Genomic DNA, 24,479 nt, shown 5'->3' on the forward strand with positions numbered 1-24,479 from the left:
GGCGTGAGGAACGCCCGGCGTCAGGCCGCCTGCGCCGGCGCCGTGCCGAGCGCGGTCAGGACGGCCCCGCGCAGCCCGTCCAGCTTGCGCTCGTTCTCCACCTTCAGCCCGAACAGGTCCTTCACGTAGAACACGTCCACCGCCCGCACGCCGTAGGTGGTGACGTGGGCGGAGGCGATCTGCACGCCCTGGCCGGAGATGGCGGCGGTCACGTCGTGCAGCAGCCCCGGCCGGTCGCGGCCGTTCACCTCGATCACCGTGTGGGTGTTGCTGGCGTGGTTGTCGATCACCACGCGGGGCGGCACGGTCACCGCGCGCAGCCGGGCGGGCTCGCGCTTTACCTTGCGGATCTCCTCGCCGATGCGCAGCCGGCCGGAAAGGGTCTGCTCGATCAGCACGGAAAGGCGCGCCAGGCGGTGCGGCGCGTCCAGCGCGCCCCCGGCCGCGTCCTGCACCCAGAAGGTGTCCAGCGCCATACCGTTGGTCATGGTGTGGATGCGCGCGTCCACGATGCTGGCGCCGGCGATCGCCAGCGCCCCGGCAATCTGGCTGAACAGGCCGGGATGGTCGGCGGTATAGACCGTAACCTCCGTCACCGCCCGGTCCTCCAGCACCTCCGTCCGCACGGTCAGCGGCGCGTTGGTGCATTCGGCCTCGCGGATCATGGCCGCGTGGCGCGCATGGGTGTCGGGATCGAAGGAGAGCCAGTAGCCGGGATAGCCGAGGGAGAGGAAGTGGTCGATCTCGGCCTGCGGCCGCCCGGCCAGGGCACCCGCCGCCGCCTCCCGCGCGCGGGCCACGCGCACGTCGCGCTCGGGCACGGAAAGGCCGCCGGCCAGCACCTCGGCCACGCGCCAGTAGATCTCCCGCAGCAGCGTGGCCTTCCAGCCGTTCCACACCTTCGGCCCCACGGCGCGCATGTCGCAGACCGTCAGCACCAGCAGCAGGCGCAGCCGCTCCGGCGACTGCACCACCTCGGCCATGTCGAGGATGGTCTTGGGATCGTCGATGTCGCGCTTGAACGCCGTCTGGCTCACCAGCAGGTGGTTGAGCACGAGCCAGGAGACCGTCTCCGTCTCCTCCGGCGAAAGCCCCAGGCGCGGGCACAGCTCCTGCGCGATCCCCGCGCCCAGCTCCGAATGATCCCCGCCGCGCCCCTTGGCGATGTCGTGCAGCAGGATCGCCGCGTAGAGCGCCCGGCGGGACTGCAGCTGCCCCACCAGCTCCGAGGCGACGGGGGCGACCGTGTCCAGCTCCCCGCGCTCCAGCGCATTCATCACCCCCACCGCCTCGATCGTGTGCTCCTCGACCGTGAAGACGTGGTAGGTGTCGAACTGCATCAGCCCGACGATGCGCGCCCATTCCGGGATCAGGCGGGAGAGGACCCCCGCCTCATTCAGCGCGCGCAGCCAGCGCCCGCTGTTCTTCCCCGCCAGGATGTCGAGGAAAAGTGTGTTCGCCTCTGCCTGCCCCCGCAGGCGCGCGGCGTAGCGCGCGTTGCGGATCAGGGCGCGCAGGCCGAGCGGATGGATCTCCAGCCCCCGGTCCCGCGCCATCCGCACGATCCGCAGCATGACAGCAGGGTCGGAGGGAATGTCGTGGCCCGGGGCGAACAGGATCTTGCCGTCGGCCAGGGTCAGCCCGGCCCTCTTCATCGCCTCGTCCGGCGCCGGCTGCAGGGCGGGCATCCCCAGCGCCGCCCGCTCGATCGCCGGCTCCAGCAGGCGCTTGAGGCGCACCACCTCCCGCGCCGTGAGGAAGAGGTGCTTCATGAAGCGCTCCACCCCGTCCTGCTTGCCGTGGCGGGTGTAGCCCATGCGGGCGCCCACCACCGGCTGCAGGTCGAAGGTCAGCCGCTCCTCGGCCCGGCCCGTGACGTAGTGAAGGTGGAAGCGCACGGTCCACAGGAAGGACCAGGCCCGCTTGAAGGCCCGCGCCTCCTGCGCCGTCAGCAGCCCGCCGCCGGGGCTGTCCGGCCCCACCATCTCCCACATCTTCTCCACGCCGAAGGCGTAGCGGGCCAGCCAGTACATGGTCTGCAGGTCGCGCAGCCCCCCGCGCCCCTCCTTGATATGGGGCTCAACCAGGTAGGGGCTGTCGCCGTAGCGGGCATGGCGGAGCCCGCGCTCGATCTGCTTGGCGTGAAGGAACTGCCCCAGGCCCCACTCCCGCCGCGCCTCGGCATAGGCGGCCTCGAAGCGGTCGTAGATACCCCGGTCGCCCTCCAGGAAGCGGGCGTCGAGCAGGGCGGTCTGCACCGTCGTATCGGTCTTCGCGTCCTCCAGGCACTCGGCAATGGAGCGGGTGGCATGGCCCACCTTCACCCCGAGATCCCAGAGCAGATAGAGCATGAACTCCACCGCGCGCCGGCCCGTCGCGTCCAGCGGCTCGTCCGAGACGAAGAGAAGGTCGATGTCCGAGTAGGGCGCCAGGGTCCCGCGCCCGTATCCGCCCGTCGCCGCCAGGGCGAAGGCGGGGTCCACCCGCCCGGCCGTGGCCAGGAAGCTGTAGCGCAGGATGGCGGCGATCAGCCCGTCCATCTCCGTCGCCAGGGCCCGCGCGGCCACGAGGCCGGGCAGGGTCTCCCGCTCGAACCGCTCCTGCATGCCGCCCTGGATACGGCTGAGATGCCGGCGCAGCAGCGCCAGGGCCGCGTCGCGGGAGGGCGGAGGCGAGGATTCGAGGCCGTCCAGCCCCGGAGGAGGCGCGATCTGTGCTTCGGTGGCGTCCAGGCCAGCGGTGTTCATTTAGCGGAAGATAAGGACTCGCGCTGCGCCGCAACAGCCGTTCCCTGCACCGGAAGCAAGGATTTCAGCCGGTATAGCGCCTCCAGGGCCTCCCGCGGGGCCATCGCGTCCGGATCCAGGGCTTCCAGCGCCCCGCGCAGAAGGTCCTGCTCCACCACCGGTTGCAGCCCGGCAACAGGGGCGGCCGGCGCTGCGAAGAGCGGCAGCTCCCCGGAGAGCGGGTCGAGTCCCCTCGCCCGCTCCTCCAACGAGGCCAGGACCGTCTCGGCCCGCCCCACCACCTCCCGCGGCACCCCGGCCAGACGGGCCACGTGCAGCCCCCAGGACCGCTCCGAGGCACCCGGCCCGACCAGGTGCTGGAACACCACCTGCCCCCGGTGCTCCCGCACCTTCATGGCGGCCGGCGCCAGCTCCGGCAGCTTCCCCGCCAGCGCCGTCAGCTCGTGGAAATGGGTCGCGAACAGGGTGCGGGACCGCAGGCGGTCGTGCAGCGCCTCCAGCACGGCCCAGGCGATGGCCAGCCCGTCCCAGGTGGCCGTGCCCCGCCCCACCTCGTCCAGCACCACGAAGGATCGCGGCCCGGCCAGGTTCAGCACCGCCGCCGTCTCGCTCATCTCCACCATGAAGGTGGACCGCCCGCCGGCGATGTCGTCCGCCGTCCCCACGCGGGAGAAGAGTCTGTCCACCAGCCCGATCCGCGCCGATTCCGCCGGCACGAAGAGCCCGGCCTGGGCCAGCACGACCATCAGCGCGTTCTGGCGGAGATAGGTGGACTTGCCCGCCATGTTCGGTCCGGTCAGCAGGCAGAGTCGCCGCCCCGGGGAAAGGTCAGCGTCGTTCGGCACGAAGGCGGGCCCGCGGTTCCGCCGCAGCGCCGCCTCCACCACGGGATGCCGCCCCTGGACGATGCAGAATTCCGGCCGCTCCGGCATCTCCGGCCGGCACCACCCGCCAGAGGAGGCCAGCTCCGCCGCCCCGGCATGGACGTCCACCTCCGCCACCGCCCGGGCCGCGGCGGCGATCCCGGCCGCGGCGTCCAGGCACAGCTTGCGGAGATGCCGGACCACCAGCGCCTCCCGCTTCGCCGCCTCGTCCCGCGCCTGAGACAGCTTGCGGTCCAGCTCGGAGAGCGCACCGCAGGTGAAGCGATGGGCATTGGCCATGGATTGCCGGTGCACCGGCGCCATCGGCCCCGGGGCGGGCTTCTGCCGCAGCAGAGCCTCCCCCGCCGCCGCCGGCACCTCGGCCAGGAAGCCGAGCTGCTGGTGGTGCCGGATCTTCAGGCTCGCCACGCCCCAGGCCTGGGCCAGGTCCATCTGCAGCGCCAGGATCGCCCCACGCGCGTCGTCCCGCAGGCGCCGCAGCGCGTCCAGCTCCCCGTCGTAGCCGGGGCCGACGACGCCCCCCTCCTCCAGCCGGGCCGGAAGCTCCGGGGCCAGCGCCCGCGCCAGCTCGGCGCGCGGGGAATTCCCGGGCACCAGCGCTTCCCCCGCAGCCAGCAGCAGCGGCGGGACCGGCGGCACCCCGGCCGCATCGGACAGGGCCGCCCGCATCGCCTCGGCCCGGGCCAGCCCGTCCCGCAGCGCCGCGAGGTCCCGCGGAAAGAACCGCTCCACCGAGAGCCGCCCAAGGGCACGCGCCATGTCCGGCGCGCCCTTCAGCGCCTCCCGCAGCCGCCCGCGAAGGGTTGTGGCGGCGAAGAGGAAGGCCACCGCATCGTGCCGCGCGGCGATCGGCGCGGCCTCTGCCAGCGGCGCCGCCAGCCGGGCGGCCAGTTCACGCGCCCCGGCGGCCGTCAGGGTCCGGTCCACCGCGGCCAGGAGGCAGTCCCTCCCCCCGCGCTCGGCCTTCAGGATCTCCAGGGACCGCCGGGTGGCGGCGTCCATCCGCAGCGTCCCCTCCCCGCCCCGGCATTCCGGCGGGGCCAGCCGGGGCAGGCTGCCGCCCGAGGTGGCGCGCACATAATCCAGCGCCATGGCCAGCGCCGCCGCCTCCCCCTCGGAGAAGCTCCCGAACGCGTCCAGCGAGGCTACGCCCCAGGCCTCGGCGGCCAGCCGTGCTCCGTCCTTCGGCGGTGTCGCCTCGCGCACCATCCCGCCCAGGGGCGTCAGCGCATCCCCGGCTGCCAGCGCCTCGGGCGCCAGCACCTCCGCCGGGTCCAGCCGGGCCAGCAACGCACCCAGTTCCGGCGCCGGCAGGGACTCCGTGCAGACATGCCCCGTGGACACGTCCAGCCACGCGGCCCCGACCCGCTCCGAACCATCCGGCACCAGCGCCAGCAGCCAGGAAGGCCGCGCCCCCTCCAGCAGCGCCTCCTCCGTCACCGTGGCCGGGGTGACGATCCGCACCACCTCCCGCCGCACCGCCGGCGCCTTGCGCGCCTTGGCCTGCTCCGGCATCTCCATCTGCTCGCAGATCGCGACACGGAAGCCGCGCCGGATCAGCCGGGCGAGATAGGCCTCCATCGCGTGCACCGGCACGCCCGCCATGGGAATGGGCTGCCCCCCGTGCTCCCCGCGCTGTGCCACGGCCAGGCCCAGTGCCTCCCCGCCCAGGATGGCGTCGCCGAAGAACAGCTCGAAGAAGTCGCCCATGCGGAAGAAGATCAGCGCGTCCGGATGCGCCGCCTTCGCCGCGAACCACTGGGCCATGGCCGGCGTGGCGCCGGCCGCGTCTGGGATGGGGGCACTGAGACCTGGCGGGGCGGCGTCCATGGCGGGACTCCTATGGCGCGCCGGGGGATCGGTCCAGCACTCCTCCCCCAATGCTTGCACGGGCGCATCGAGCAGGGGCACGCTTCGGCCAAAGCGGAGGACGACCATGATGGAACGCCGGACCCTGTTGCGCGCCGGGGCGGGCGCGGCCCTCGTCGGCGGCCTCTCCGCCCCCGCCCTGGGCCAGGATGCCCGCGCGCGCACCCTGCGCTTCGTGCCGCAGGCCAACCTGACGAGCCTGGACCCGATCTGGACCACGGCCACCGTCACCAGCAATCACGGCTACTACGTCTTCGACACGCTCTACGCCGTGGACGCCCGCAACCGCCCGCAACCGCAGATGGCCGAGGGCCACGAGGTGCTGGATGACGGCCGCCGCTGGCGCTTCCGCCTGCGCGATGGCCTGCGCTTCCACGACAACACCCCCGTGCGCGCCGCCGACTGCATCGCCAGCGTCAAGCGCTGGTGCGTGCGCGACCCCTTCGGCCAGCTCCTCGCCCGGGCGGTGGCGGAGTGGCGCGCCGTGGACGACCGGACCTTCGAGGCCGCCCTGCGCCGCCCCTTCCCCCTGATGCTGGACGCCCTGGCCAAGCCCGATGCCAGCGTGTGCTTCATCATGCCCGAGCGGATCGCGGCCACGGAGGCCACGCGCGCCATCACGGAGATGATCGGCTCCGGCCCCTATCGCTTCCTGCCCGGCGAGTACAATTCCGGCTCCCGCGTGGTTTACGAGAAGTTCGACGGCTACGTGCCGCGCCAAGAGCCGCCGGAGCGCGCCTCCGGCGGCAAGGTCGCCCACCTCCAGCGCATCGAGTGGCACGTCATCCCCGATGCTTCCACGGCCGCCGCCGCGCTGACCAACGGCGAGATCGACTGGTGGGAGCGCCCGCTGTCGGACCTGCGCGCCGTCCTCAACCGCAACCGCGACATCCGCCAGGAGGTGCTGGACGTGGAGGGCCGCATGGCCCTGATGCGGCTGAACTGCCTGCAGCCCCCCTTCGACGACGTGCGGCTGCGCCGCGCCGTGCGCCTCTCCGTTATGCAGGAGGACTACATGCGGGCGGCGCAAGGCGACGACGCCTCGCTCTGGAGCGACTGCCGCAGCCTCTACCCGCGCCGGACGCCCTACTTCAAGGACAACCCGGACCTGATGCCCGGCAGCATCGACGCCGCCCGCGCCGCGCTGAAGGAGGCCGGCTACTCCAACGCCAAGGTCGTCATCATTAACCCCACGGATTTCCCGGACATCGGCCCGCTGGGCCAGGTCACGGCGGACGCGCTGCGGCGGGCAGGCATGAACATCGACCTCGCCGAGAGCGACTGGGGCACGGTCATCCAGCGGCGCAACTCGCGCGAGCCGGTGGATAAGGGCGGCTGGAGCATCTTCCACACCACGGGCAGCGCGAACACCTATGGCAGCCCCGCGATGTCCCCCCTGATCCGCGGCCAGGGCGAGGCCGGCTGGTTCGGCTGGTGGAAGAGCGACAGGGCTGAGGCGCTGACTGCCGAATGGGTGGACGCGCCGGACGACGCCGCGCGTGCCCGCCTGGCCGGCGAGATCGGACGCCTGGCGCTGGAGGAGGTGGCGACGGTCCCGCTCGGCCAATTCACCATCCGCACCGCCTTCCGCCGCAACCTGACGGGGATGCTGGAGGGCAGCACGCCCTATCCCTGGAACATCCGCCGGACCTGACCCGCCGGAGCTGCAGGCACTGCACAACGCGCCACACGCGTTGTGCAGCGCACACCGTGCAATGCAGCACGCAAGATTCTGACTCCGCCATTCCCCGGCAAGCACTGATCCGCTACACGCGGCCCTCCTGGCGCCCCATACTGGGGTGAGAGCGGAGGAGCCGGCATGGACGACGTGCGACGCAACGGGAACGGGGACTCCCGCACCGCCCGCATCACGCGCGAGGAAGCGCTGGCGATGCACGCCGAGGGCAAGCCCGGCAAGCTCGAGATCCGCCTCACCAAGCCGCTCGCCACCGCGCGCGACCTCTCCCTCGCCTACTCGCCCGGCGTGGCCGAGCCCTGCCTGGAGATCCACCGCGATCCCTCGCTGGCCTACGACTACACGGCCAAGGGCAACATGGTCGCTGTCATCTCGAACGGCACCGCCGTGCTCGGCCTCGGCGACCTCGGCGCCGTCGCCAGCAAGCCCGTGATGGAGGGCAAGGCGGCGCTGTTCAAGCGCTTCGCCGACGTGGACTCCATCGACCTCTGCGTGGACACGGCGGACGTGGACGAGTTCGTCAACTGCGTGCGCTACCTCGCGCCCAGCTTCGGCGGCATCAACCTCGAGGACATCAAGGCCCCCGAGTGCTTCGTGATCGAGCAGCGCCTGCGCGAGATCATGAACATCCCCGTCTTCCACGACGACCAGCACGGCACCGCCATCGTCGCCGCCGCCGGCCTCATCAACGCGTGCCACCTGACGGGCCGCGAGCTGAAGGACACGAAGCTCGTCCTCAACGGCGCCGGATCGGCGGCCATCGCCTGCGCGGAGCTGCTGCGCGCCATGGGGATGCGCCCGCAGAACATCATCATGTGCGACACCAAGGGCGTGCTCTACCGCGGCCGCGTGGAGGGCATGAACCAGTGGAAGTCCGCGCACGCCGTGGACACTACCGCGCGCACCCTCACGGAGGCCCTGACGGGCGCCGACGCCTTCTTCGGCCTCTCCAAGAAGGGCGCGGTCACGCAGGAGATGGTGAAGGCGATGGCGGAGAAGCCCATCATCTTCGCCATGGCCAACCCCGACCCGGAGATCACGCCGGACGAGGCCAAGGCCGCCCGCCCCGACTGCATCGTGGCCACCGGCCGGTCGGACTACCCGAACCAGGTCAACAACGTCCTCGGCTTCCCCTTTATCTTCCGCGGCGCGCTGGACGTGCGCGCCACCACCATCAACGAGCACATGAAGATCGCGGCCGCCGAGGCCCTGGCGCTCCTGGCGCGCGAGGACGTGCCGGAGGAGGTGGCGGGCGCCGGCGGCGGCGCGGGCCTGCGCTTCGGGCCGGACTACATCATCCCCCACGCCTTCGACCCGCGCCTGATCTCCCGCGTCTCCCCCGCCGTCGCGCGCGCCGCGATGGAGAGCGGCGTCGCCCGCAAGCCCATCACGGACATGCAGCAGTACGCGCGCATGCTGGCGCAGAAGCTGGACGCCGCCGGCGGAGCGCTTGAAGCCATCACGGAGCGCGTGCGCCAGAACCCCCGCCGCGTCGTCTTCGCCGAGGGCGAGGAGGAGAAGACGATCCGCGCCGCGATCGCCTTCCGCAACGCGGGCTACGGCACGCCCGTGCTTGTCGGCCGGGAGAACCGCATCCACGCCACCGTCGCGGCGCTCGGCGTGCCGATGCCGGACGGTATCGAGATCCACAACGCCGCCCTGTCCGACAGCAACCGCCGCTACGCGGACTACCTCTACGCCCGCAAGCAGCGCGACGGCTTCCTCTTCCGCGACGCCCAGCGAGCGGTGAACCTGGACCGCAACGTCTTCGCCGCCTGCATGGTCGCCATGGGCGATGCGGACGCCATGGTCACCGGCACCACCCGCTCCTACTCCGCCAGCCTGAAGCAGATCTCGCTCGCCATCGACCCGGCCCCCGCCTCCGATGGCGGCAAGGGCGTGATCTTCGGCCTCACCCTCCTGCTCACGCGCCGTGTCGGCACCGTGCTGGTGGCCGACACCGCCATTCACGAGCGGCCGGATTCGGAAACCCTGGCCGAGATCGCCGTGCAATCCGCCGCCCATGCCCGCCGCCTCGGGCTTGAGCCGCGCGTCGCCTTCCTCTCCTTCTCCAACTTCGGGGACCCGCGCTACTCCGTGATCCCGGAGACGGTGCGCGATGCCGTGCGCCTGCTGGACGGGCGCAGCGACCTCGGCTTCGAGTACGAGGGCGAGATGGCCGCCGACGTCGCCCTCGATCCCTCGCTGCGCGCCCTCTACCCCTTCTGCCGCCTGACAGGGCCCGCCAATGTTCTGGTGATGCCCGGCCTGCACGCGGCCCATATCCTGTCGAAAGCCGTGCCGCGCCTGACCAGCGCTCCCGCGATCGGCCCCCTGCTCATGGGCATGTCCAAGCCCGCGCAGATCCTCTCCATCGCGGCCGGCGTGAACAACATCCTGGACATGGCCTGCCTGGCCGCCCACGACGCCATCCCGCGCTAGCGCGGTCTCCGTTCGCCTTCTCGCTGCAACCGCTCCCGCTGATCGGTTGCAGCACCGATCCACCCCGTTCCGGTGATCCCACCGGAATGGGATGGGCTTCAGCAGCGCGTCACGGCAACGTCAGAAGAGGCCGGTTGGATCGAGGGGTGATGGCCCCAAATGGCGGGGCGTGGGCAGCGCCGCGGCGCCAGCTCCACCCGCCTCCGGCCCCTTGCGGCCCGGAGCATCCCGTTCAGCCAAAGGACGGCGGCGTCCCCTGGGCACCGCCGCAACGGAGGCCATCGCATGTCTGACAGCTACGGTTACGGCCAGCTCGACCCCTCGATCTTCGGGCCGGGCTATGGGCAGCAGGACCCGGCCGAGTTCGGCCCGGGCTACGGCCAACTCGATCCCTCCACCTTCGGGCCGGGGTACGGGCAGCAGGACCCGGCCGAGTTCGGCCCGGGCTACGGCCAACTCGATCCCTCCACCTTCGGGCCGGGGTACAGGCAGCAGGACCCGGCCGAGTTCGGCCCGGGCTACGGCCAGCTCGACCCTTCCATCTTCTCCAGCGGCGCGGAGGAGCAGCCGGTGGTGAGCGTGACGACCTCGGATTGGCTATTCGGCTGAGGCTGGCGGGGCAGCCTCACGAAGGCCGCCCCGCCGTCCCGCGCGGCGCCGGTTCAGGCCCGCTTCTCCACGATGAACCCGATGGAGGTCGAGACCAGCCCCTGGATGGAGAGCCGCAGATGCGGCGCTTCCGGGATGGAAAGGGGTGCCGAGTTGCCGGGATAGGGCGGAAGGTCCACGAACTGGTCCAGCACGCCCGTCCCCGTGCCGAAGTCCATCGGCAGCATGCGATGCCCGGCGAGCGCGAGGCGGGCCTCCAGCTCCTCAATATGCCGGCGCTGGAAGAGAACCGTGGTGCCCTCCTCGAGGGTCGGGCCTTCCGGGTCCATGTTGAACTCGGTGGTGTGCACCGCCACGCCGCCAGGGCGCAGGCACTTCATCGCCTCCACCACGAAGTTCAGGCCCTGCTGAATGGAGCCGCAATGCTCCAGCGAGCAGATGGACCAGAGGAAGTCGAACCCCCCGTGCAGGTCCGCCGGGATCTCGTTCATATCCACGGAGCGCATGGAGACGCGCTGGTTGAAACTCTCCATGTCGATCAGGCCGGGCTTGAAGATCGTCTCCACGCGCCCGCCGTGCTGGTCGGTCTGGATCCAGTTGCGGGCGCGCAGGTCGCTCGCGTCGATGTCGGTCGCCAGGATCTCCACCCCGCGAGCGGCCAGGAAGCTCGGCAGCCACTCCGCCCCCACAGCGAAGCCAAGGCCGCGCCGGCCCGGCATCATCATCCCCCGCTCATAGAGCGCCTGGAGGGCGTAGCAGTCCTCCCACACCTTGCGGTGGTACAGGGGCACGAACCCGATCTGCCCGCACCAGTGGCGCAGCCAGTGGCTCTCGATATCCTCCTGCCGGCAGAGCCGCCCGCCGAATCCCGTGTCCACCGGGTCCGGCGGCAGCGGTGCCTGGCGCCCCGCCACCCCGGATTCGTAGAGCTGGCTGGCGATGACGGAGCCCATCACCTTGGTGTTCCAGGCCGCCAGCTCCGCATTGCGCTCGGCGGCCCCGGAGGCGAGATCCAGGGATTGCAGCTTGCCGAGGATCTGGCCCGGCGGGGTGCGGCTCAGGCCTTTGGCCAGGGAGCGGAGACGACGGAGCAAGGGCACCTGGTTCCAGAAAGGGCGGGCTGCCCAGGCGGGCAGCCCCAGCCCATTACCTACCGATCATCCCCATCCGTGACCACCCCCGGCGGGGTACCAACTCAGCTGTCCAGCCGGATGCCCAGTTCCCGGATCAGCGGGCGCCACTCCCCGTTCTCCTTCGCCACGAAGGCCGCGAACTCGGCGGGGGAGAAGTTGGCCCGCTCGATCCCCAGCGTCGTGAAGCGGGCGCTCATTTCCTCGGAGGCAATGGCGCGGGCCAACTCCGTGGAAAGGCGGGACACAACCGGCGCCGGCGTGCCAGTGGGCACGCAGATCCCCTGCCAGCCATAGGCGACCGCGGTCGGGTAGCCGAGCTCCCGCGCCGTCGGCACCTCCGGCGAGGTGGGGGAGCGCGCCTCGCTCAGCACGCAGAGCGCCTTCACCTTCCCGTCCCGGATGAAGGCCGTGCCGGTCGCGCAGTCGATCACCACGCTGTCCACCGTGCCGGCCAGCAGGTCCTGCATCGCAGCGGGGCCGCCGCGATAGGGAACATGGGTCGCATCGAACCCCGCGCGCCGCTTGAACATCTCCATCGCCAGGTGGTGCGGCGAGGCGACGGCCGGCGTGCCGTAGGTCGGGACCTTCGTCTTGGCCTCCGCGATGTAGCCCGCCAGGTCCCGAATCGGGCTGTCCGCCCTCACCACCAGGAAAAGCGGGAAGCGCCCGATGAAGCCGACGCCCGAGAGGTCCTTGTCCGGGTCGTAGGGGAGCCGCGCGTAGAGAGCGGGGTTATAGACGAGGATGCCGTTATCGACATGCAGCAGCGTGTAGCCGTCCGGCGCGCTGCGGGAGACGGCCTCGCTCGCCACCACCGCTCCGCCGCCCGGCCGGTTCTCCACCACCAGGTTCTGGCCGAGCCGCGGCCCCATCTGCCCGGCGATCATCCGCCCGAACAGGTCGGAGGCGCCGCCCGGCGGATAGCCGATGATCAGGCGCAGGGGCCGGTCCGGCCAGGCCGCCTGCGCGTCCGCCCGCGTGGTGGCGAAGGCGGCCGCACCGAAGCCGAGAGCCCCGCGCGCGAGGGCCCTGCGGGTGATGATAGGCTGCGTCGGCATCGGAAAGTCCCCGGGAAGGCGGTCGGTCGGATCGGCGGCCATCATGCGGCAGCGGAACGGCCCCGCCAATTGGAGCAAGTCAAAGGATTCGGCCCGCCAGTCGGCGCCGCGCCCAATCCCGCATCAGGGCAGCGGCAGGAATGCCCAGAGGATGAACAGCCACACCGGCAGCGTCACCACGGCCAACACGTGCTGCATCGTCGTCATCGCCGCCATCAGCGGCGCATCCCCGCCCATCAGCCGCGCCATGACATAGGCGGTGGTGGCGGTGGGCTGGGCCATGAACACCGTGGCGATGGTCGCGGGCAGCGCCTCCAGCCCCAGCACGAGGCAGAGGGAAAGGGTCAGGGCCGGCATCAGCAGCAGCTTCAGCGCCGCCGTCGCGGCCTGCAGGGTGAAGCGGTCCCGGATCGCCTCCGCCCCCAGCGCGGCCCCGACCGCCAGAAGCCCGAGCGAGACGGAAGCCTGCCCCAGCGTGCGCGCCAGCGGCCCCAGCCCCGGCGGCAGCCCGCCCAGCGCCGCCAGCACGAACCCCGCCGCGCAGCCGAGGATCAGCGGGTTCAGCACCACCTGCCGCAGCACCCTCCAGGGATGCAGCCCCGATCCCGCTCCCCCCAGCGCGAAGGCGGGGGTGATGATCACCTGCACGCAGGGCACGATCAGCCCCACCGTCACCGCGGCCAGCCCTGTGCCCGGCGCCCCGAACACCGCGCCCGTGATGGCGAAACCCAGCAGGTTGTTGAACCGGATGCCGCCCTGCAGCACCGATGTCGCGGCCGGATGCGCCTGCCCGAAGGCGCGCGCCAGCAGCAGGGAAAGCCCCGTGCCGATCAGCAGCGCGAGCCACAGCGCCGCCGCCATGCCCCCGATCGGCAATTCCCCCAGCCGCACGGAAGAGAGTGAGGAAGCGAGCAGGCAGGGCAGCAGCACCCAGAAGACGAGCTTCTCGATCCCCGCCCAGACCGCGTCGTCCATCAGCAACCCGCGCTTCAGCCAAGCGCCGAGCGCGATCAGCCCGAAGGCCGGCAGGAAGGCGTCGAGCCAAGGTCCCAACTAGCGCGGGCCCGACACTCAGGTCAGGTCCTCGGCAGGGACGTTCCGCGCAAGCCCGCCGAAAGCGTCCAGCAGCCGCCCGCGCCAGGCATGCACGGGGTCATCCTGCTTCAGCAGCGGAAAAGCGGAGACGCAGCGCGCCCATTGCAGCGGTCCGAAAGCGATGTAGTCCGCCGCCCCGGCCGTTGGGCCGGAAAGCCAGGGCCGCTCCCGCAGCACCATCCGCAGCGGGTGCAGGTCGCGCCGGAACGCCTCAACCGCGCCCTCCCGGTCCGCCGTCACCTCCGCCAGCGGCTTTCCAAACCGCGCCTCGCGGCTCCGCACGAAGTACGCCGCGTCCTCCGGCGCCAGGTGGCCGGGAATGTCGGAGACGACCAGCTTCACGATGCCCGGCACCATCACCGCGTCCGCCCAGGTGTTGACGAAGCGCGCCAGCGCCCGCCCCCCTTCCCCGCCGAACAGGCTCGGCGCCCCCGGCCAGTGATCCTCCAGGTATCCCAGGATGTGCCAGCTCTCATGGACCGTGCGCTCGCCATGCCGCAGCACCGGCACCTTGTCCGTGCCCGCATCGGCGATGGCCGCCTTCTCCGTAAAGCGCCAGGGGCGGACCTCGTAGGGGATGCCCTTGTGCGCCAGCGCCATCTTCACCCGCCAGCAATAGGGGGAGAAGCGCCGCGCCGGGTCCGCGCCGCAGAGGTCATGGAGGATCACGTCCATGCCGCCTATCGTGCGCCCCGAATCGTCCCCGTGGAAGCGGAGGGACGGAAGCGGGAGGACAGGAATGCCGGAAAGCCTTCTGGCGCTCGACCAGGGCACCACCTCAACCCGCGCCATCCTCTTCGACGCGGCGCTGACCCCGCGGGCCACGCACCAGATCGAGCTGCCCCAGCACTTCCCCCAGCCCGGCTGGGTGGAGCACGACCCGGAGCAGATCTTCGCGCATTCCGTGGAATGCCTCCGCGGTGCCCTGGCCCGCGCCGGCACGGCACCCGGCCGCGTGGCCGGCATCGGCATCACCAACCAGCGCGAGACCACCCTGGTCTGGGACCGCGCCACGGGCCGCCCCGTCCACAATGCCATCGTCTGGCAGGACCGCCGCAGCGCCCCGATCTGCGAGCGCCTGCGCGCCGCGGGGCTGGAGGCGCTGCTGACGCAGCGCACCGGCCTCCTCGCCGACCCCTACTTCTCCGCCACGAAGCTCATGTGGCTGCTGGAATCCATCCCCGGCCTGCGCGCCCGGGCGGAGAGCGGCGAGCTGGCCTTCGGCACGGTGGACAGCTTCCTCCTCCACCGCCTCACTGGCGGCCGCGTTCACGCGACGGACGCGACCAACGCCGCCCGCACCATGCTGCTGGATATCCGCCGCGGCGAGTGGGACGAGGAGATCCTGCGCGCCCTGGACATCCCCCGCGCCCTGCTGCCGGAGGTGCGGGACTGCGCCGCCGACTTCGGCACCACCGATCCCGCCCTGCTGGGCGCCGCCATCCCCATCCGCGGCATGGCCGGGGACCAGCAGGCCGCCACGCTGGGCCAGGCCTGCTTCCGCCCGGGCATGGTGAAATCCACCTACGGCACGGGCTGCTTCATGCTGCTGAACACGGGCGCCGCCCCCGTGCACTCCGGCCACCGGCTGCTGACCACCATCGCCTGGCAGATCGGCGGCGCCCGCACCTACGCGCTGGAGGGCGCGATCTTCACCGCCGGCGCCGCCGTGCAATGGCTGCGCGACGGCCTCCGCATCATCGGCAGCGCCGCCGAGGCCGGAGAGTTGGCCGCGGGGGCCGATCCCGAATGCGGCGTGGTCATGGTCCCCGCCTTCACCGGCCTCGGCGCCCCTCACTGGGATGCCTCGGCGCGCGGCGCCATCCTCGGCCTCACACGCGGCGCCGGCGCCGCCGAGATCGCGCGCGCCGCATTGGAAAGCGTCGCCTGGCAGACCCGCGACCTGCTGGACGCCATGCGCGCGGACTGGCCGGACATGGGCGACACCGTCCTGCGCGTGGATGGCGGCATGACCGCGAGCGACTGGACCATGCGCTTCCTGGCAGACGCCCTGCAGTGCCCCGTGGATGTTCCGGCGGTCGCGGAGACCACCGCCCTCGGCGCTGCCTACCTCGCCGGCGTCGCGGCCGGGCTGCTCCCGCCACCGGGCGACAGCGCGGAGCAGGAAGCAACCCACTGGCGCCGCCGCGTGCGCTTCGAACCGGCCATGCCGGCGGAGGAGGCGGACCGGCGCCACGCCGGCTGGCGGGATGCCGTGGGGCGGGTCCTGACGGGCCAGGGCTGAGGCGCGCGGATCAACCCGCCGCCTTCACCCGCAGCACTGTCCCTTCCACCGCCTCCACCCGCACCACCGCGCCCGCCGCGGGAACCGCGCCTTCCGCCCGGGCCGCCCAGTCACTGTCGCCCACGCGCACCCGCAGCCCGGGCCCCGCGGAGGGCAGGACCACCCCGTCCCGCCCCACCAGCCCGGATTCGGGCGTGTTCAGCCCGGAAGCCCCGCCCACACGCCGCCTCCGCAGCGCCAATGCAATCCCAGCCGCCAGCAGCACGGCAAAGACGACGACGGAGAGCGGGAAGCCCGGCTCCACCGCCAGCCCCAGAAGCCCCGTCCCCACCGCCGCGATCCCTGCCCAGAGCAGGAAGGCGCCGGGCAGGATCATCTCCGCGCCAAGCAGCAGCAGCCCCGCCAGGAGCCAGATCAACCAGGGCTCCACGGTCCCGCCCCCTGCGGCCCGGAGGGCGGCACCGAACCGGGCGGCGCCACCACGGGTGCCGCCGCCGGCGGCACGCCCCTGGCCGGAAGGGCGGCCGCCGCCCGGGCCGGCGCCGCCGCACCGCCCGGCGCCGTGCGCAGCAGCTCCAGCGCTGCCGTCACGCCGCCGGCCAGCCCGGACGCCTCCATCGGCACCACCACCAGCCGCGATGTCGGGCTGGACGCGATCGCCTGGAACGCCCCCACATACTTCTCCGCCACGAAGTAGCGCAGCGCGTCCGCACCGGCGCCGGAAGCGACCTCCGCCACCATCCGCGCCGCCTCCGCCTCGGCCTGGCCCATCCGCTCCCGCGCCTCGGCGTCCCGGAAGGCCGCCTCGCGCCGCCCCTCAGCCTCCAGCACCAGCGCGGCCTTCGCGCCCTCCGCCTTCACCACCGTCGCCCGCCGCTCGCGCTCTGCCGTCATCTGCAGGTTCATCGCGCGGATCAGGTTCTCCGGCGGCTCGATCTTGCGGATCTCCACGCGCGCCACCTTCACGCCCCAGGGGTCCGTCGCCCCGTCCAGGATCGCCAGCAGCGCGGAGTTGATCCGCTCGCGCGAGGACAGGGTCTGGTCCAGGTCCATCTCACCGATCACGGCGCGGATGTTCGTCATGGAGATCGCCGTCAGCGCCGCCTGCAGGTTCTGCACCTGGTAGGCTGCCTTCGCCGGGTCCATCACGCGGTAGTAGACGATCCCGTCCACCGTCACCGTCGCGTTGTCCCGCGTGATCACGGACTGCTCGGGGATGTCGAGCACAACCTCCTGCACGTTCATCCGGCGCCCGATGCCGTCGATATAGGGGATGATGAAGTTCAGCCCGGGCTGCAGCAGCCGGGTGAAGCGCCCGAAGCGCTCCACCGTCCAAACCTCCCCCTGCGGCACGGTACGGATGCCCATGGCCGCCGTGACCACGGCCAGGACGAGCAGCAACGCGAAGACGACAACGCCCGCCGAAACCATCCCGCCTCTTCCCCTTCGATTCGCGGCCACCCTAACGCGAATCGGCCGGGCGCGCGGCCCGGCCGTCCTGAAATCACCGTGGGCCGTGGCCCCGGCCTAGCCCATCAGCCCCCGGGTCAGCCCCGCCGCCGCATCGGCCACCAGCCCCTTCACCCGCTCCGCCTCTGGCCAGAGCCGCTCCGAGGCGCCGGAGATGGTCAGCGCCCCGCAGAGCGCCCCGCCCGGCTGGAACACCGGCGCGGAGACCGCCGCCGGATCCAGGTCCCGGCTGCCCTGCGTCGCCACCACCGGGTGCGCCCCCGGAACGGTGGCGGGTGCCGCCTCCGCCTCCTCGCCGAAGCCCGGATCCCAGGTCGCGAAGACCCGCCCCGTGGCGGCCCCGCCCAGCGGCATCATGTCCCCGGCCTGCACGGCCACGCGCAGCGTGCGCGGCGGCGCAGCGCGGTAGAGGCAGATCCGCCGCTCGTCATCCGTCTTTACCCAGAAGGCCGCGCCGTGCCCGGTCGCCTCCGTCAGCGATTCGAGCACCGGCGGCACCAGCGCCTCCAGCCCCAGGCTGCGTGTGTAAAGCGACCCCCAGTGCAGCAGCATCGGCCCCGGGGACCAGGACCCGTCCGCGTTCCGCTTCACGCAGCAGTGCCGCTCCAGCGAGGCGAGCAGGCGCAGGATCGTGCTCTTGTACAGCCCCGTCCGCGCCGCCAGCACCCGCAGCGGCAGCGCCGTATCGCCGGGGCGGAAGGCACCCAGCACCGTCATCGCCCGCCCGACCGCGGCCACGCCGGAGGCGGTGGAGGGCGGGGAGAGCAGCCGCGCGCGGGGCAGCGCCGGACGCTCCATGGTACGCTCCATGGGGCGTTCCGGTCCGATCCCCCGTCCCGCCTGGATCACCGGCGCGTCCGCCCGGACAGCGACGGTATCAACGGTCAGCACGTTGGGTTCCAAAGGCTTCAACTCCCTCAATGGCGCGGTCTCCCGCCCCTTCGGCTCTGCCTGCGGCACCGCCCCCCGGCGCACGGCCGGACTATCGACTATCGCAAGTTGGCCCGGGAAGGGTTTTGTACCGCGCGACAGAACGGAACCGGCGTTAAATGCGAAAGATTGTCAATCACACCTATGTTCCCGCCCTCGGTATGTCGCTTCGAAACTGAACTGGACGGTGCGGTTCAGAGAGCTTGCACAAACGTGAACCTTCCGCCACATGCCGCAACATGATGCGCCGCACCCCTCCCGCGCCCACCTCCCGGGACCGGGCCGCCCGAACCGCGCTGCTTCGTGCGGCGCCTCTGCTGGCGCTGCTCGCCAGCGCAACCCCGGCCCTGGCCCAGTTCGGGCCCCAGGGCCCGCCCGCCGTCGGCATCATGGAGGCCGCCCGCCGCCCGGTGACGGAGAGCACCGACTTCGTCGGCCGCGTCGAGGCGCTGGAGCACGTGGACATCATCGCCCGCGTCACCGGCTACCTCCAGGAACGCCTCTTCCAGGAAGGCCAGGAGGTAAAGAAGGGCGATCCCCTCTACAGGATCGAGCGCCAGACCTTCGAGGCCGACCTCGCCCGCGCCCAGGCCACCGTTGCCTCCGCGGAAGCCGAGCTGGCCAATGCCCGCGTCTCCCTCTCCCGCGCGCAGGAACTCTCCCGCACCGGCGCCGGCACCCGCGTCTCGCTGGACAACGCGGTGGCGCAGGAGCGTACGGCGAATGCCCAGCTCCTCTCCGCCCGCGCCGCCGCCCGCGCGGCCGAGATCAACCTCGGCTACACCGAGATCACCTCCCCCATCGACGGCAAGATCGGCCGCACGAACCTGACGATCGGCAACGTCGTCGGCCCCAATGCAGGGGCGCTGGCCACCATCGTCAGCGTGGACCCGATGCGCGTCTCCTTCCCCATCTCCCAGCGCCAGGCGCTGGAGCTGCGGGACCGCTACGCCGGCCGCGGCGGCGTGGACGCCGTGGTGATCCGCTTCCGCACGGTGGACGGGAAGACCTACCCTCAGCCCGGACGCATCGAGTTCATCGACAACCAGATCAACCGCAACACGGACAGCATCCTCGTCCGCGCCCGCGTGCCCAACCCGCCGAACGGCCCCGGCGGCGACCGCCAGCTGATCGACGGCCAGTTCGTCAACGTCTCGGTGGAGGGCGCGGAGCCCGTCCAGGCCATCACCATCCCCCGCGCCGCCGTGCTGCAGGATCAGCAGGGCACCTACGCCTTCATCGTGGATGCGGAGAACAAGGCGCAGCGCCGCAACCTCCGCCTGGGCCGCAGCACGCCGCAGACCGCGGTGATCGAGGAAGGCCTGAACCCCGGCGACAAGGTGATCGTCGAGGGCATCCAGCGCGTCCGCCCCGGCCAGGAGGTGAACGCCGCCCCGGCCGGCCCCGCGCCGGGCGCCCCCGCTCAAGGTCAGGGCGGCAGCGCCGCGCCGGCCGCCTCCGGCAGCACCCCCGCGGGCAACGCCGCGGCCGGCAACTCCCCCGCCAGCGCCGCACCGGGGCGCGCGAACCAGGGCACGACCCAGGGCGCGCCCGCCGGCGCCGGCGCTTCCCCGCCCGGCGCCCCGGCCGCTCCCAGCACCGGCCAGCCCGGCACCACCCAGCCCCAGGCCGCGAACCCGCCAGCCAACCAGTCCGGCACCGCCCGGTAAGGCGCCCCCATGATCTCCGCCACTTTCGTCGATCGCCCGCGCCTGGCGATCGTCATCGCGCTCCTCACCCTCATCGCGGGCGCGATCTCGCTCATCCGCATCCCCGTCGCCCAGTTCCCGGACATCGTCCCGCCCCAGGTCTCGGTGAACGCCCGCTACCCCGGCGCCTCGGCAGCGGTGGTGGAGCAGACCATCGGCCAGGTGCTGGAAGGCCAGATCAACGGCGTGGACCGCATGATCTACATGCGCTCCAACTCCGCGAACGACGGCACCTACGCCCTCAACGTCTCCTTCTCCCTCGGCACCGACCCCGACCTGGCGACGGTGAACGTCAACAACCGCGTCCAGGCCGCCATGGCCCGGCTGCCGCAGGAGGTGCAGCGCAGCGGCGTCACCGTCCGCAAGCAGTCCTCCGCGGTGCTGATGTTCGGCTTCCTCTACGCGAAGCAGGGCGGGCTGAACCCGCTCTTCCTCTCTAACTACTTCACCATCAACATGCTGGACGACCTCGCCCGCGTCGCGGGCGTCGGTCAGGTGAACGTCTTCGGCGCGCAGGACTACTCCATGCGCATCTGGTTCGAGGTGGATCGCCTCACCAGCCTGAACATGACCCCGCAGGACGTGATCGCCGCCATCCAGGGCCAGAATGTCCAGGCGGCCGTGGGCCGCCTCGGCGGCCGCCCGATCAGCGACGACCAGTCCTTCCAGATCAACCTGGAGACCCGCGGCCGCCTCCAGACGCCGGAGGAGTTCGGCAACATCGTCGTCCGCGCCAACCCGGACGGATCGGTGCTGCGCGTGCGCGACGTCGCCCGCGTGGAGATCGGGGCGGCCAACATGGACACGGAGAACCGGTTCAACGGCCAGCCCGCCATCGCCTTCGGCATCTACCTGGCCCCCGGCGCCAACGCCGTCTCCGTCTCGGAGGCCGTGAAGCAGCGCCTGCGCGAGCTTTCCGCCCGCTTCCCCCAAGGGCTGGACACGGAAGTCTTTTACGACAGCTCGGACTTCGTGAACGAGACGATCCACGAGGTCATCAAGACCCTGCTGGAAGCCTTCGCCCTCGTCGTCATCGTCGTCTACCTCTTCCTCGGCTCCTGGCGCGCGACCATCATCCCCACCATCGCCGTCCCCGTCTCGCTCATCGGCGCCTTCATCATCCTGCTCGGCCTCGGCTACTCGGCCAACACCGTCTCCCTCCTCGCCATGGTGCTGGCCATCGGCATCGTGGTGGACGATGCCATCGTGGTGGTCGAGAACGTGGAGCGCGTGATGGAGGAGCACCCCGAGCTCTCCGTCCCCGATGCCACGAAGAAGGCCATGGGCGAGATCACGGCGCCGATCATCGCCATCACCCTCGTCCTCCTCTCCGTCTTCGTCCCGATCGCCTTCATCCCCGGCCTCTCGGGCGAGCTGTTCCGCCAGTTCGCGGTGACGATCTCGGCCTCGATGGTCATCTCGGCCATCAACGCCCTCACCCTCTCCCCCGCGCTCTGCGCCATCATCCTCAAGCCGCACCATGGCCCGCGCCGCGGCCCGATCGGCTACGTCCTGCGCGGCATCGACTGGACGCGGGACAAGTACGCGGGCGGCGTCAGCCGCCTCGTCCGCGTCTCCGCCCTCTCCCTCGTCATCACCGCCGGCCTCGGCTTCGCCATCTGGACCATCAGCGGCAAGACCCCCACGGGCTTCCTGCCGCAGGAGGACCAGGGCGCCTTCTTCATCCAGGCCCAGCTCCCGCCCGGCGCCAGCGTCTCCCGCACGCGCGAGGTGGTGCGCCAGATCGAGGAGATCGTCCGCCCCATCCCCTCCGTGCAGGGCACGCTCGGCATCGTCGGCTTCTCCCTCATTGACGGCGGCGCCCAGTCCAACTCCGCCTTCATGGTGGTGCGCATGAAGCCCTTCGCGGACCGCGAAGGCGCGATGAACTCCGTGCAGGCCGCCATCGGCCGCGTCTTCGGCGCGACCCAGGGCATCCGCACCGCCAATGTCTTCGCCTTCAACCTGCCGCCGATCATCGGCCTCGGCACCGGCGGCGGCTTCGAGTACATCCTGCAGGACCTGGAGGGCCGCGACATCTCGGCGCTCAACGCCGCCATGCTCGGCCTGATCGCGCCCGCCAACGCCGATCCCAGCCTGACCGCCGTCTTCTCCACCTTCGCCGCGAACAACCCCTCCCTCTACCTGGAGGTGGACCGCGACAAGGCCCAGGCGCTGGGCATCCCCATCGCCAACGTCTTCACCACCCTGCAGGCCGCGCTGGGCGGCATCTACGTCAACGACTTCAACCTCTACGGCCGTGTCTGGCAGGTGAACATCCAGGCCGAGGCCGGCGACCGCAACGACATCGACGACATCTGGCGTATCCAGGTCCGCTCCAACACCGGCGAGATGGTGCCGCTCCGCGCCTTCGCCGATGTTCGCACCGTGGTCGGCCCGCAGACGATCACGCGCTACAACAACTACCGCGCCATCTCCATCAACGGCTCGCCCAAGCCCGGGGTCTCCTCCGGCCAGGCGCTGACCGCCATGGAACAGCTCTCGGACCGCGTGCTGCCCAACGGCTACAGCTATTCCTGGACCGGCACCGCCTATCAGGAGAAGCTCGCCTCCGGGCAGACGGCCTACATCCTCGCCCTCGCCGTCCTCTTCGCCTACCTCTTCCTCGTCGCCCTCTACGAGAGCTGGACCATCCCGGTCCCCGTGCTGCTCTCCATCGCGGTCGGCGTGCTCGGCTCCTTTGTCGCCATCCTCCTGGGCAACCTCTCGCTCGACATCTACGCCCAGATCGGCCTCGTCGTGCTGATCGCGCTGGCGGCGAAGAACGGCATCCTCATCATCGAGTTCGCGAAGGAGGCGCGGGAGCGCGGCATGCCCATCCGGGAAGCCGCGACGGAGGGCGCGCGGCTCCGGTTCCGCGCGGTGATGATGACCTCCATCGCCTTCGTCCTCGGCCTCGTGCCGCTGGTCACGGCCACCGGCGCGGCCGCCGTCTCCCGCCGCGCGGTCGGCACGCCCGTCTTCGGCGGCATGCTCGCGGCGTCCCTCATCGGCATCTTCATGATCCCGATGCTCTACGTGGTCTTCCAGGCCACGCGTGAACGGGTGAAGGGCTGGTTCGCCCCGCGGGAGCGCAAGGTCGGCCCGCCCTCTACCGGCACGCCCGCGGACCAGCACTGATCCCGGCACCGCCGGCGGGCCTCCCCCGCCGGCGGTGCCAGGCAACAACGACCCGGCGCGTTGACGTTAAAGTGATCGTAGCGCAAATTTTCGCGAGCAATGCCGCGAATCCTCCTCGCCTCGCCCGGATCCCTGGGGGACGTCCTCCCCTTCATCGCCCTGGCGAAGGCCCTGCGCGCGGCGGGGCATGAGGTCCGCCTGGGCAGCAGCCGCAACAACTGCCACGTGGTCGAGGCGAACGGCATCTAGTTCGCCGCCCTCCGCCCCCATCCCGGCGGCAACGACAAGCACCGCGTCCGCCTTCAATCCGCCGGCGGCGCCGTCTACCGGATCCGCGAGATCGTCGTGCCCAACATGCGCGACGCCCATGCCGACCTAGTGGAGGCCGGCCGCGGCGCCGACCTCCTCCTCGCGGGCCTCTCCTGCACCGCGGCACCGATGGCCGCCGAGACGCTGGGCATTCCGTGGGCGCCCGCCGTGCTGCAGCCGATCGCCTTCCTCTCGGCGCAGGACCCCTGCCTGCCGCCGCACCTCCACAGCCTCGCCCCGCTCCTCCCCCTCGGGCCCCTGATCGGGCGTCCGCTGCGGATCGGCGTCCGCGCGGGGCTGCGTCACCTGCACGCCCCCATCAACCACCTGCGGGCGGAACTCGGCCTGCGCCCCTTCGCTGATCCCATGCTGAACGGCGCGGCGGAACCGCCCCTGGCGCTTGCCCTCTTCTCACCCCGCCTCGCCGCCGCCCAGCCGGACTGGCCCGCCGGCGCCCGCCCCACCGGCGCGCCCATCCACGACGGAACCGGCCTGGCCCCCCTGGCACCCGACACCCGCGCCTGGATCGAGGCGGGCACGCCGCCCGTGCTCGCCACCCTCGGCTCCTCCGGCACGCGCGGCGCCCGCGGCGGAACGGTGCTGCGCGCCCTGGCCGGCGCCGCCTCCGGCCTGGGGCGCCGCACCCTCGTCCTCTCCGGCAGCCCCGCCGTCGCGGAGGACCTGGGCGAGCTGCCCCACACCCATATCCGCCCCTTCGTCCCGGTGGAGGAGGCCATGCCGCTCGCCGGCATCGTCGCCCATCACGGCGGCGCGGGCAGCACCGCCGCCGGCCTCCGCGCCGGCCGCCCGACCCTCGTCCTTCCCATCACCGGCGACCAGTTCGACCACGCCGCGCGCCTGGCCCGGCTCGGCGTCGCCCTCGTCCTGCCGGCCGCCCGCGCCACGCCGGATCGCGTCGCCCGCGCCCTCCAGCGCCTGGCGGAGGTGCGCCGCTTCGCCCTGCGCGCCGCCGTCATCGGCGCCGAGGTCCGGCAGGAGGACGGAGCCGGTGCCGCCGCCGCTCTCGTCACCGCCTTCCTGCGCCGCGCTGCCCCTGCCCCCCTTCCCCGGAAGCTCGCCTTGCACGCATGATCCCGCCGGGAGCGGCGCGGCCGCTCCTCAGGGAAACGGGCGGGAGAGAG

At 72.0% G+C, this 24,479-nt stretch carries 17 protein-coding genes; 8 read left to right on the forward strand and 9 right to left on the reverse strand.

Features of this window, described 5'->3' with window-relative positions:
• Positions 1-20: 20 nt before the first annotated feature.
• Both NRP21_RS19395 and mutS read right to left on the reverse strand, forming a co-directional pair.
• The gene (locus NRP21_RS19395) at positions 21-2,747 is read right to left on the reverse strand and encodes a [protein-PII] uridylyltransferase (RefSeq protein WP_257717883.1); all 2,727 of its coding nucleotides are present in this window, start codon (positions 2,745-2,747) and stop codon (positions 21-23) included.
• Positions 2,744-5,461: a DNA mismatch repair protein MutS gene (mutS, locus tag NRP21_RS19400; RefSeq protein ID WP_257717884.1), complete on the reverse strand. Its 2,718-nt coding sequence runs from the start codon at positions 5,459-5,461 to the stop codon at positions 2,744-2,746. Before mutS ends, NRP21_RS19395 begins: the two co-directional genes overlap by 4 nt.
• A gap of 109 nt (positions 5,462-5,570) precedes the next feature.
• Here mutS and NRP21_RS19405 point away from each other — a divergent pair, with 109 nt between their 5' ends.
• From NRP21_RS19405 to NRP21_RS19415, 3 genes are all read left to right on the forward strand, one after another.
• Positions 5,571-7,154 carry an ABC transporter substrate-binding protein gene (locus NRP21_RS19405; protein WP_257717960.1) on the forward strand — a complete coding sequence of 528 codons (1,584 nt, stop codon included), beginning with the start codon at positions 5,571-5,573 and terminating at the stop codon, positions 7,152-7,154.
• Between the two features lie 165 nt (positions 7,155-7,319).
• Positions 7,320-9,638 (forward strand): NADP-dependent malic enzyme, encoded by a 2,319-nt coding sequence (locus NRP21_RS19410; RefSeq protein WP_308219914.1) that lies wholly within the window; start codon positions 7,320-7,322, stop codon positions 9,636-9,638.
• Positions 9,639-9,923: 285 nt separating this feature from the next.
• Positions 9,924-10,247 (forward strand): hypothetical protein, encoded by a 324-nt coding sequence (locus tag NRP21_RS19415; protein ID WP_257717885.1) that lies wholly within the window; start codon positions 9,924-9,926, stop codon positions 10,245-10,247.
• A gap of 53 nt (positions 10,248-10,300) precedes the next feature.
• On the opposite strand, the gene NRP21_RS19420 is transcribed toward NRP21_RS19415, so the two are convergent.
• From NRP21_RS19420 to NRP21_RS19435, 4 genes are all read right to left on the reverse strand, one after another.
• Entirely contained in the window at positions 10,301-11,341 is a 1,041-nt protein-coding gene (locus NRP21_RS19420) for a class I SAM-dependent methyltransferase (RefSeq protein WP_257717886.1), read from the reverse strand.
• Between the two features lie 101 nt (positions 11,342-11,442).
• The gene (locus tag NRP21_RS19425; protein ID WP_257717887.1) at positions 11,443-12,438 is read right to left on the reverse strand and encodes a Bug family tripartite tricarboxylate transporter substrate binding protein; all 996 of its coding nucleotides are present in this window, start codon (positions 12,436-12,438) and stop codon (positions 11,443-11,445) included.
• 123 nt (positions 12,439-12,561) lie between these two features.
• A complete protein-coding gene (locus NRP21_RS19430; RefSeq protein WP_257717888.1) occupies positions 12,562-13,491 on the reverse strand; it encodes an AEC family transporter in 930 nt (309 codons plus the stop codon).
• Positions 13,492-13,509: 18 nt separating this feature from the next.
• Positions 13,510-14,208 carry a glutathione S-transferase family protein gene (locus tag NRP21_RS19435; RefSeq protein ID WP_257717889.1) on the reverse strand — a complete coding sequence of 233 codons (699 nt, stop codon included), beginning with the start codon at positions 14,206-14,208 and terminating at the stop codon, positions 13,510-13,512.
• A 64-nt stretch (positions 14,209-14,272) separates the two neighbouring features.
• Between NRP21_RS19435 and glpK the strand changes: the two genes are divergently transcribed.
• Entirely contained in the window at positions 14,273-15,778 is a 1,506-nt protein-coding gene (gene glpK / locus NRP21_RS19440; protein WP_257717890.1) for a glycerol kinase GlpK, read from the forward strand.
• Positions 15,779-15,788: 10 nt separating this feature from the next.
• On the opposite strand, the gene NRP21_RS19445 is transcribed toward glpK, so the two are convergent.
• The 3 genes from NRP21_RS19445 to NRP21_RS19455 all read right to left on the reverse strand — a co-directional run bounded on the left by NRP21_RS19445 (position 15,789) and on the right by NRP21_RS19455 (position 18,139).
• A complete protein-coding gene (locus tag NRP21_RS19445) occupies positions 15,789-16,196 on the reverse strand; it encodes an NfeD family protein (protein WP_257717891.1) in 408 nt (135 codons plus the stop codon).
• Positions 16,193-17,209: an SPFH domain-containing protein gene (locus NRP21_RS19450; protein WP_257717892.1), complete on the reverse strand. Its 1,017-nt coding sequence runs from the start codon at positions 17,207-17,209 to the stop codon at positions 16,193-16,195. The genes NRP21_RS19445 and NRP21_RS19450 overlap by 4 nt, the downstream gene beginning before the upstream one ends.
• A 96-nt stretch (positions 17,210-17,305) precedes the next feature.
• The gene (locus tag NRP21_RS19455) at positions 17,306-18,139 is read right to left on the reverse strand and encodes an IclR family transcriptional regulator (RefSeq protein ID WP_257717893.1); all 834 of its coding nucleotides are present in this window, start codon (positions 18,137-18,139) and stop codon (positions 17,306-17,308) included.
• A 278-nt stretch (positions 18,140-18,417) separates the two neighbouring features.
• On the opposite strand from NRP21_RS19455, the gene NRP21_RS19460 reads away from it, so the two are divergent.
• From NRP21_RS19460 to NRP21_RS19475, 4 genes are all read left to right on the forward strand, one after another.
• The gene (locus NRP21_RS19460) at positions 18,418-19,848 is read left to right on the forward strand and encodes an efflux RND transporter periplasmic adaptor subunit (RefSeq protein ID WP_257717894.1); all 1,431 of its coding nucleotides are present in this window, start codon (positions 18,418-18,420) and stop codon (positions 19,846-19,848) included.
• 9 nt (positions 19,849-19,857) lie between these two features.
• Positions 19,858-23,028, forward strand: a complete 3,171-nt coding sequence (locus NRP21_RS19465; RefSeq protein WP_257717895.1) for an efflux RND transporter permease subunit — start codon at positions 19,858-19,860, stop codon at positions 23,026-23,028.
• A 99-nt stretch (positions 23,029-23,127) separates the two neighbouring features.
• Positions 23,128-23,277, forward strand: a complete 150-nt coding sequence (locus NRP21_RS19470) for a glycosyltransferase (RefSeq protein WP_257717896.1) — start codon at positions 23,128-23,130, stop codon at positions 23,275-23,277.
• 105 nt (positions 23,278-23,382) lie between these two features.
• The gene (locus NRP21_RS19475) at positions 23,383-24,429 is read left to right on the forward strand and encodes a glycosyltransferase (RefSeq protein WP_257717962.1); all 1,047 of its coding nucleotides are present in this window, start codon (positions 23,383-23,385) and stop codon (positions 24,427-24,429) included.
• The last annotated feature ends 50 nt before the right edge of the window (positions 24,430-24,479 follow it).

Origin of the sequence: Roseomonas populi (genome assembly GCF_024594815.1) — a bacterium.
Classification (GTDB): Bacteria; Pseudomonadota; Alphaproteobacteria; order Acetobacterales; family Acetobacteraceae; genus Roseomonas; species Roseomonas populi.

Coding starts and splice junctions, on each gene's coding strand:
- NRP21_RS19395 (WP_257717883.1), bottom strand. CDS start 2,747: ATGAACACCGCTGGCCTGGACGCCACCGAAGCACAGATCGCGCCTCCT.
- mutS (WP_257717884.1), bottom strand. CDS start 5,461: ATGGACGCCGCCCCGCCAGGTCTCAGTGCCCCCATCCCAGACGCGGCC.
- NRP21_RS19405 (WP_257717960.1), top strand. CDS start 5,571: ATGGAACGCCGGACCCTGTTGCGCGCCGGGGCGGGCGCGGCCCTCGTC.
- NRP21_RS19410 (WP_308219914.1), top strand. CDS start 7,320: ATGGACGACGTGCGACGCAACGGGAACGGGGACTCCCGCACCGCCCGC.
- NRP21_RS19415 (WP_257717885.1), top strand. CDS start 9,924: ATGTCTGACAGCTACGGTTACGGCCAGCTCGACCCCTCGATCTTCGGG.
- NRP21_RS19425 (WP_257717887.1), bottom strand. CDS start 12,438: ATGCCGACGCAGCCTATCATCACCCGCAGGGCCCTCGCGCGCGGGGCT.
- NRP21_RS19435 (WP_257717889.1), bottom strand. CDS start 14,208: ATGGACGTGATCCTCCATGACCTCTGCGGCGCGGACCCGGCGCGGCGC.
- glpK (WP_257717890.1), top strand. CDS start 14,273: ATGCCGGAAAGCCTTCTGGCGCTCGACCAGGGCACCACCTCAACCCGC.
- NRP21_RS19450 (WP_257717892.1), bottom strand. CDS start 17,209: ATGGTTTCGGCGGGCGTTGTCGTCTTCGCGTTGCTGCTCGTCCTGGCC.
- NRP21_RS19460 (WP_257717894.1), top strand. CDS start 18,418: ATGATGCGCCGCACCCCTCCCGCGCCCACCTCCCGGGACCGGGCCGCC.
- NRP21_RS19465 (WP_257717895.1), top strand. CDS start 19,858: ATGATCTCCGCCACTTTCGTCGATCGCCCGCGCCTGGCGATCGTCATC.
- NRP21_RS19470 (WP_257717896.1), top strand. CDS start 23,128: ATGCCGCGAATCCTCCTCGCCTCGCCCGGATCCCTGGGGGACGTCCTC.
- NRP21_RS19475 (WP_257717962.1), top strand. CDS start 23,383: ATGCGCGACGCCCATGCCGACCTAGTGGAGGCCGGCCGCGGCGCCGAC.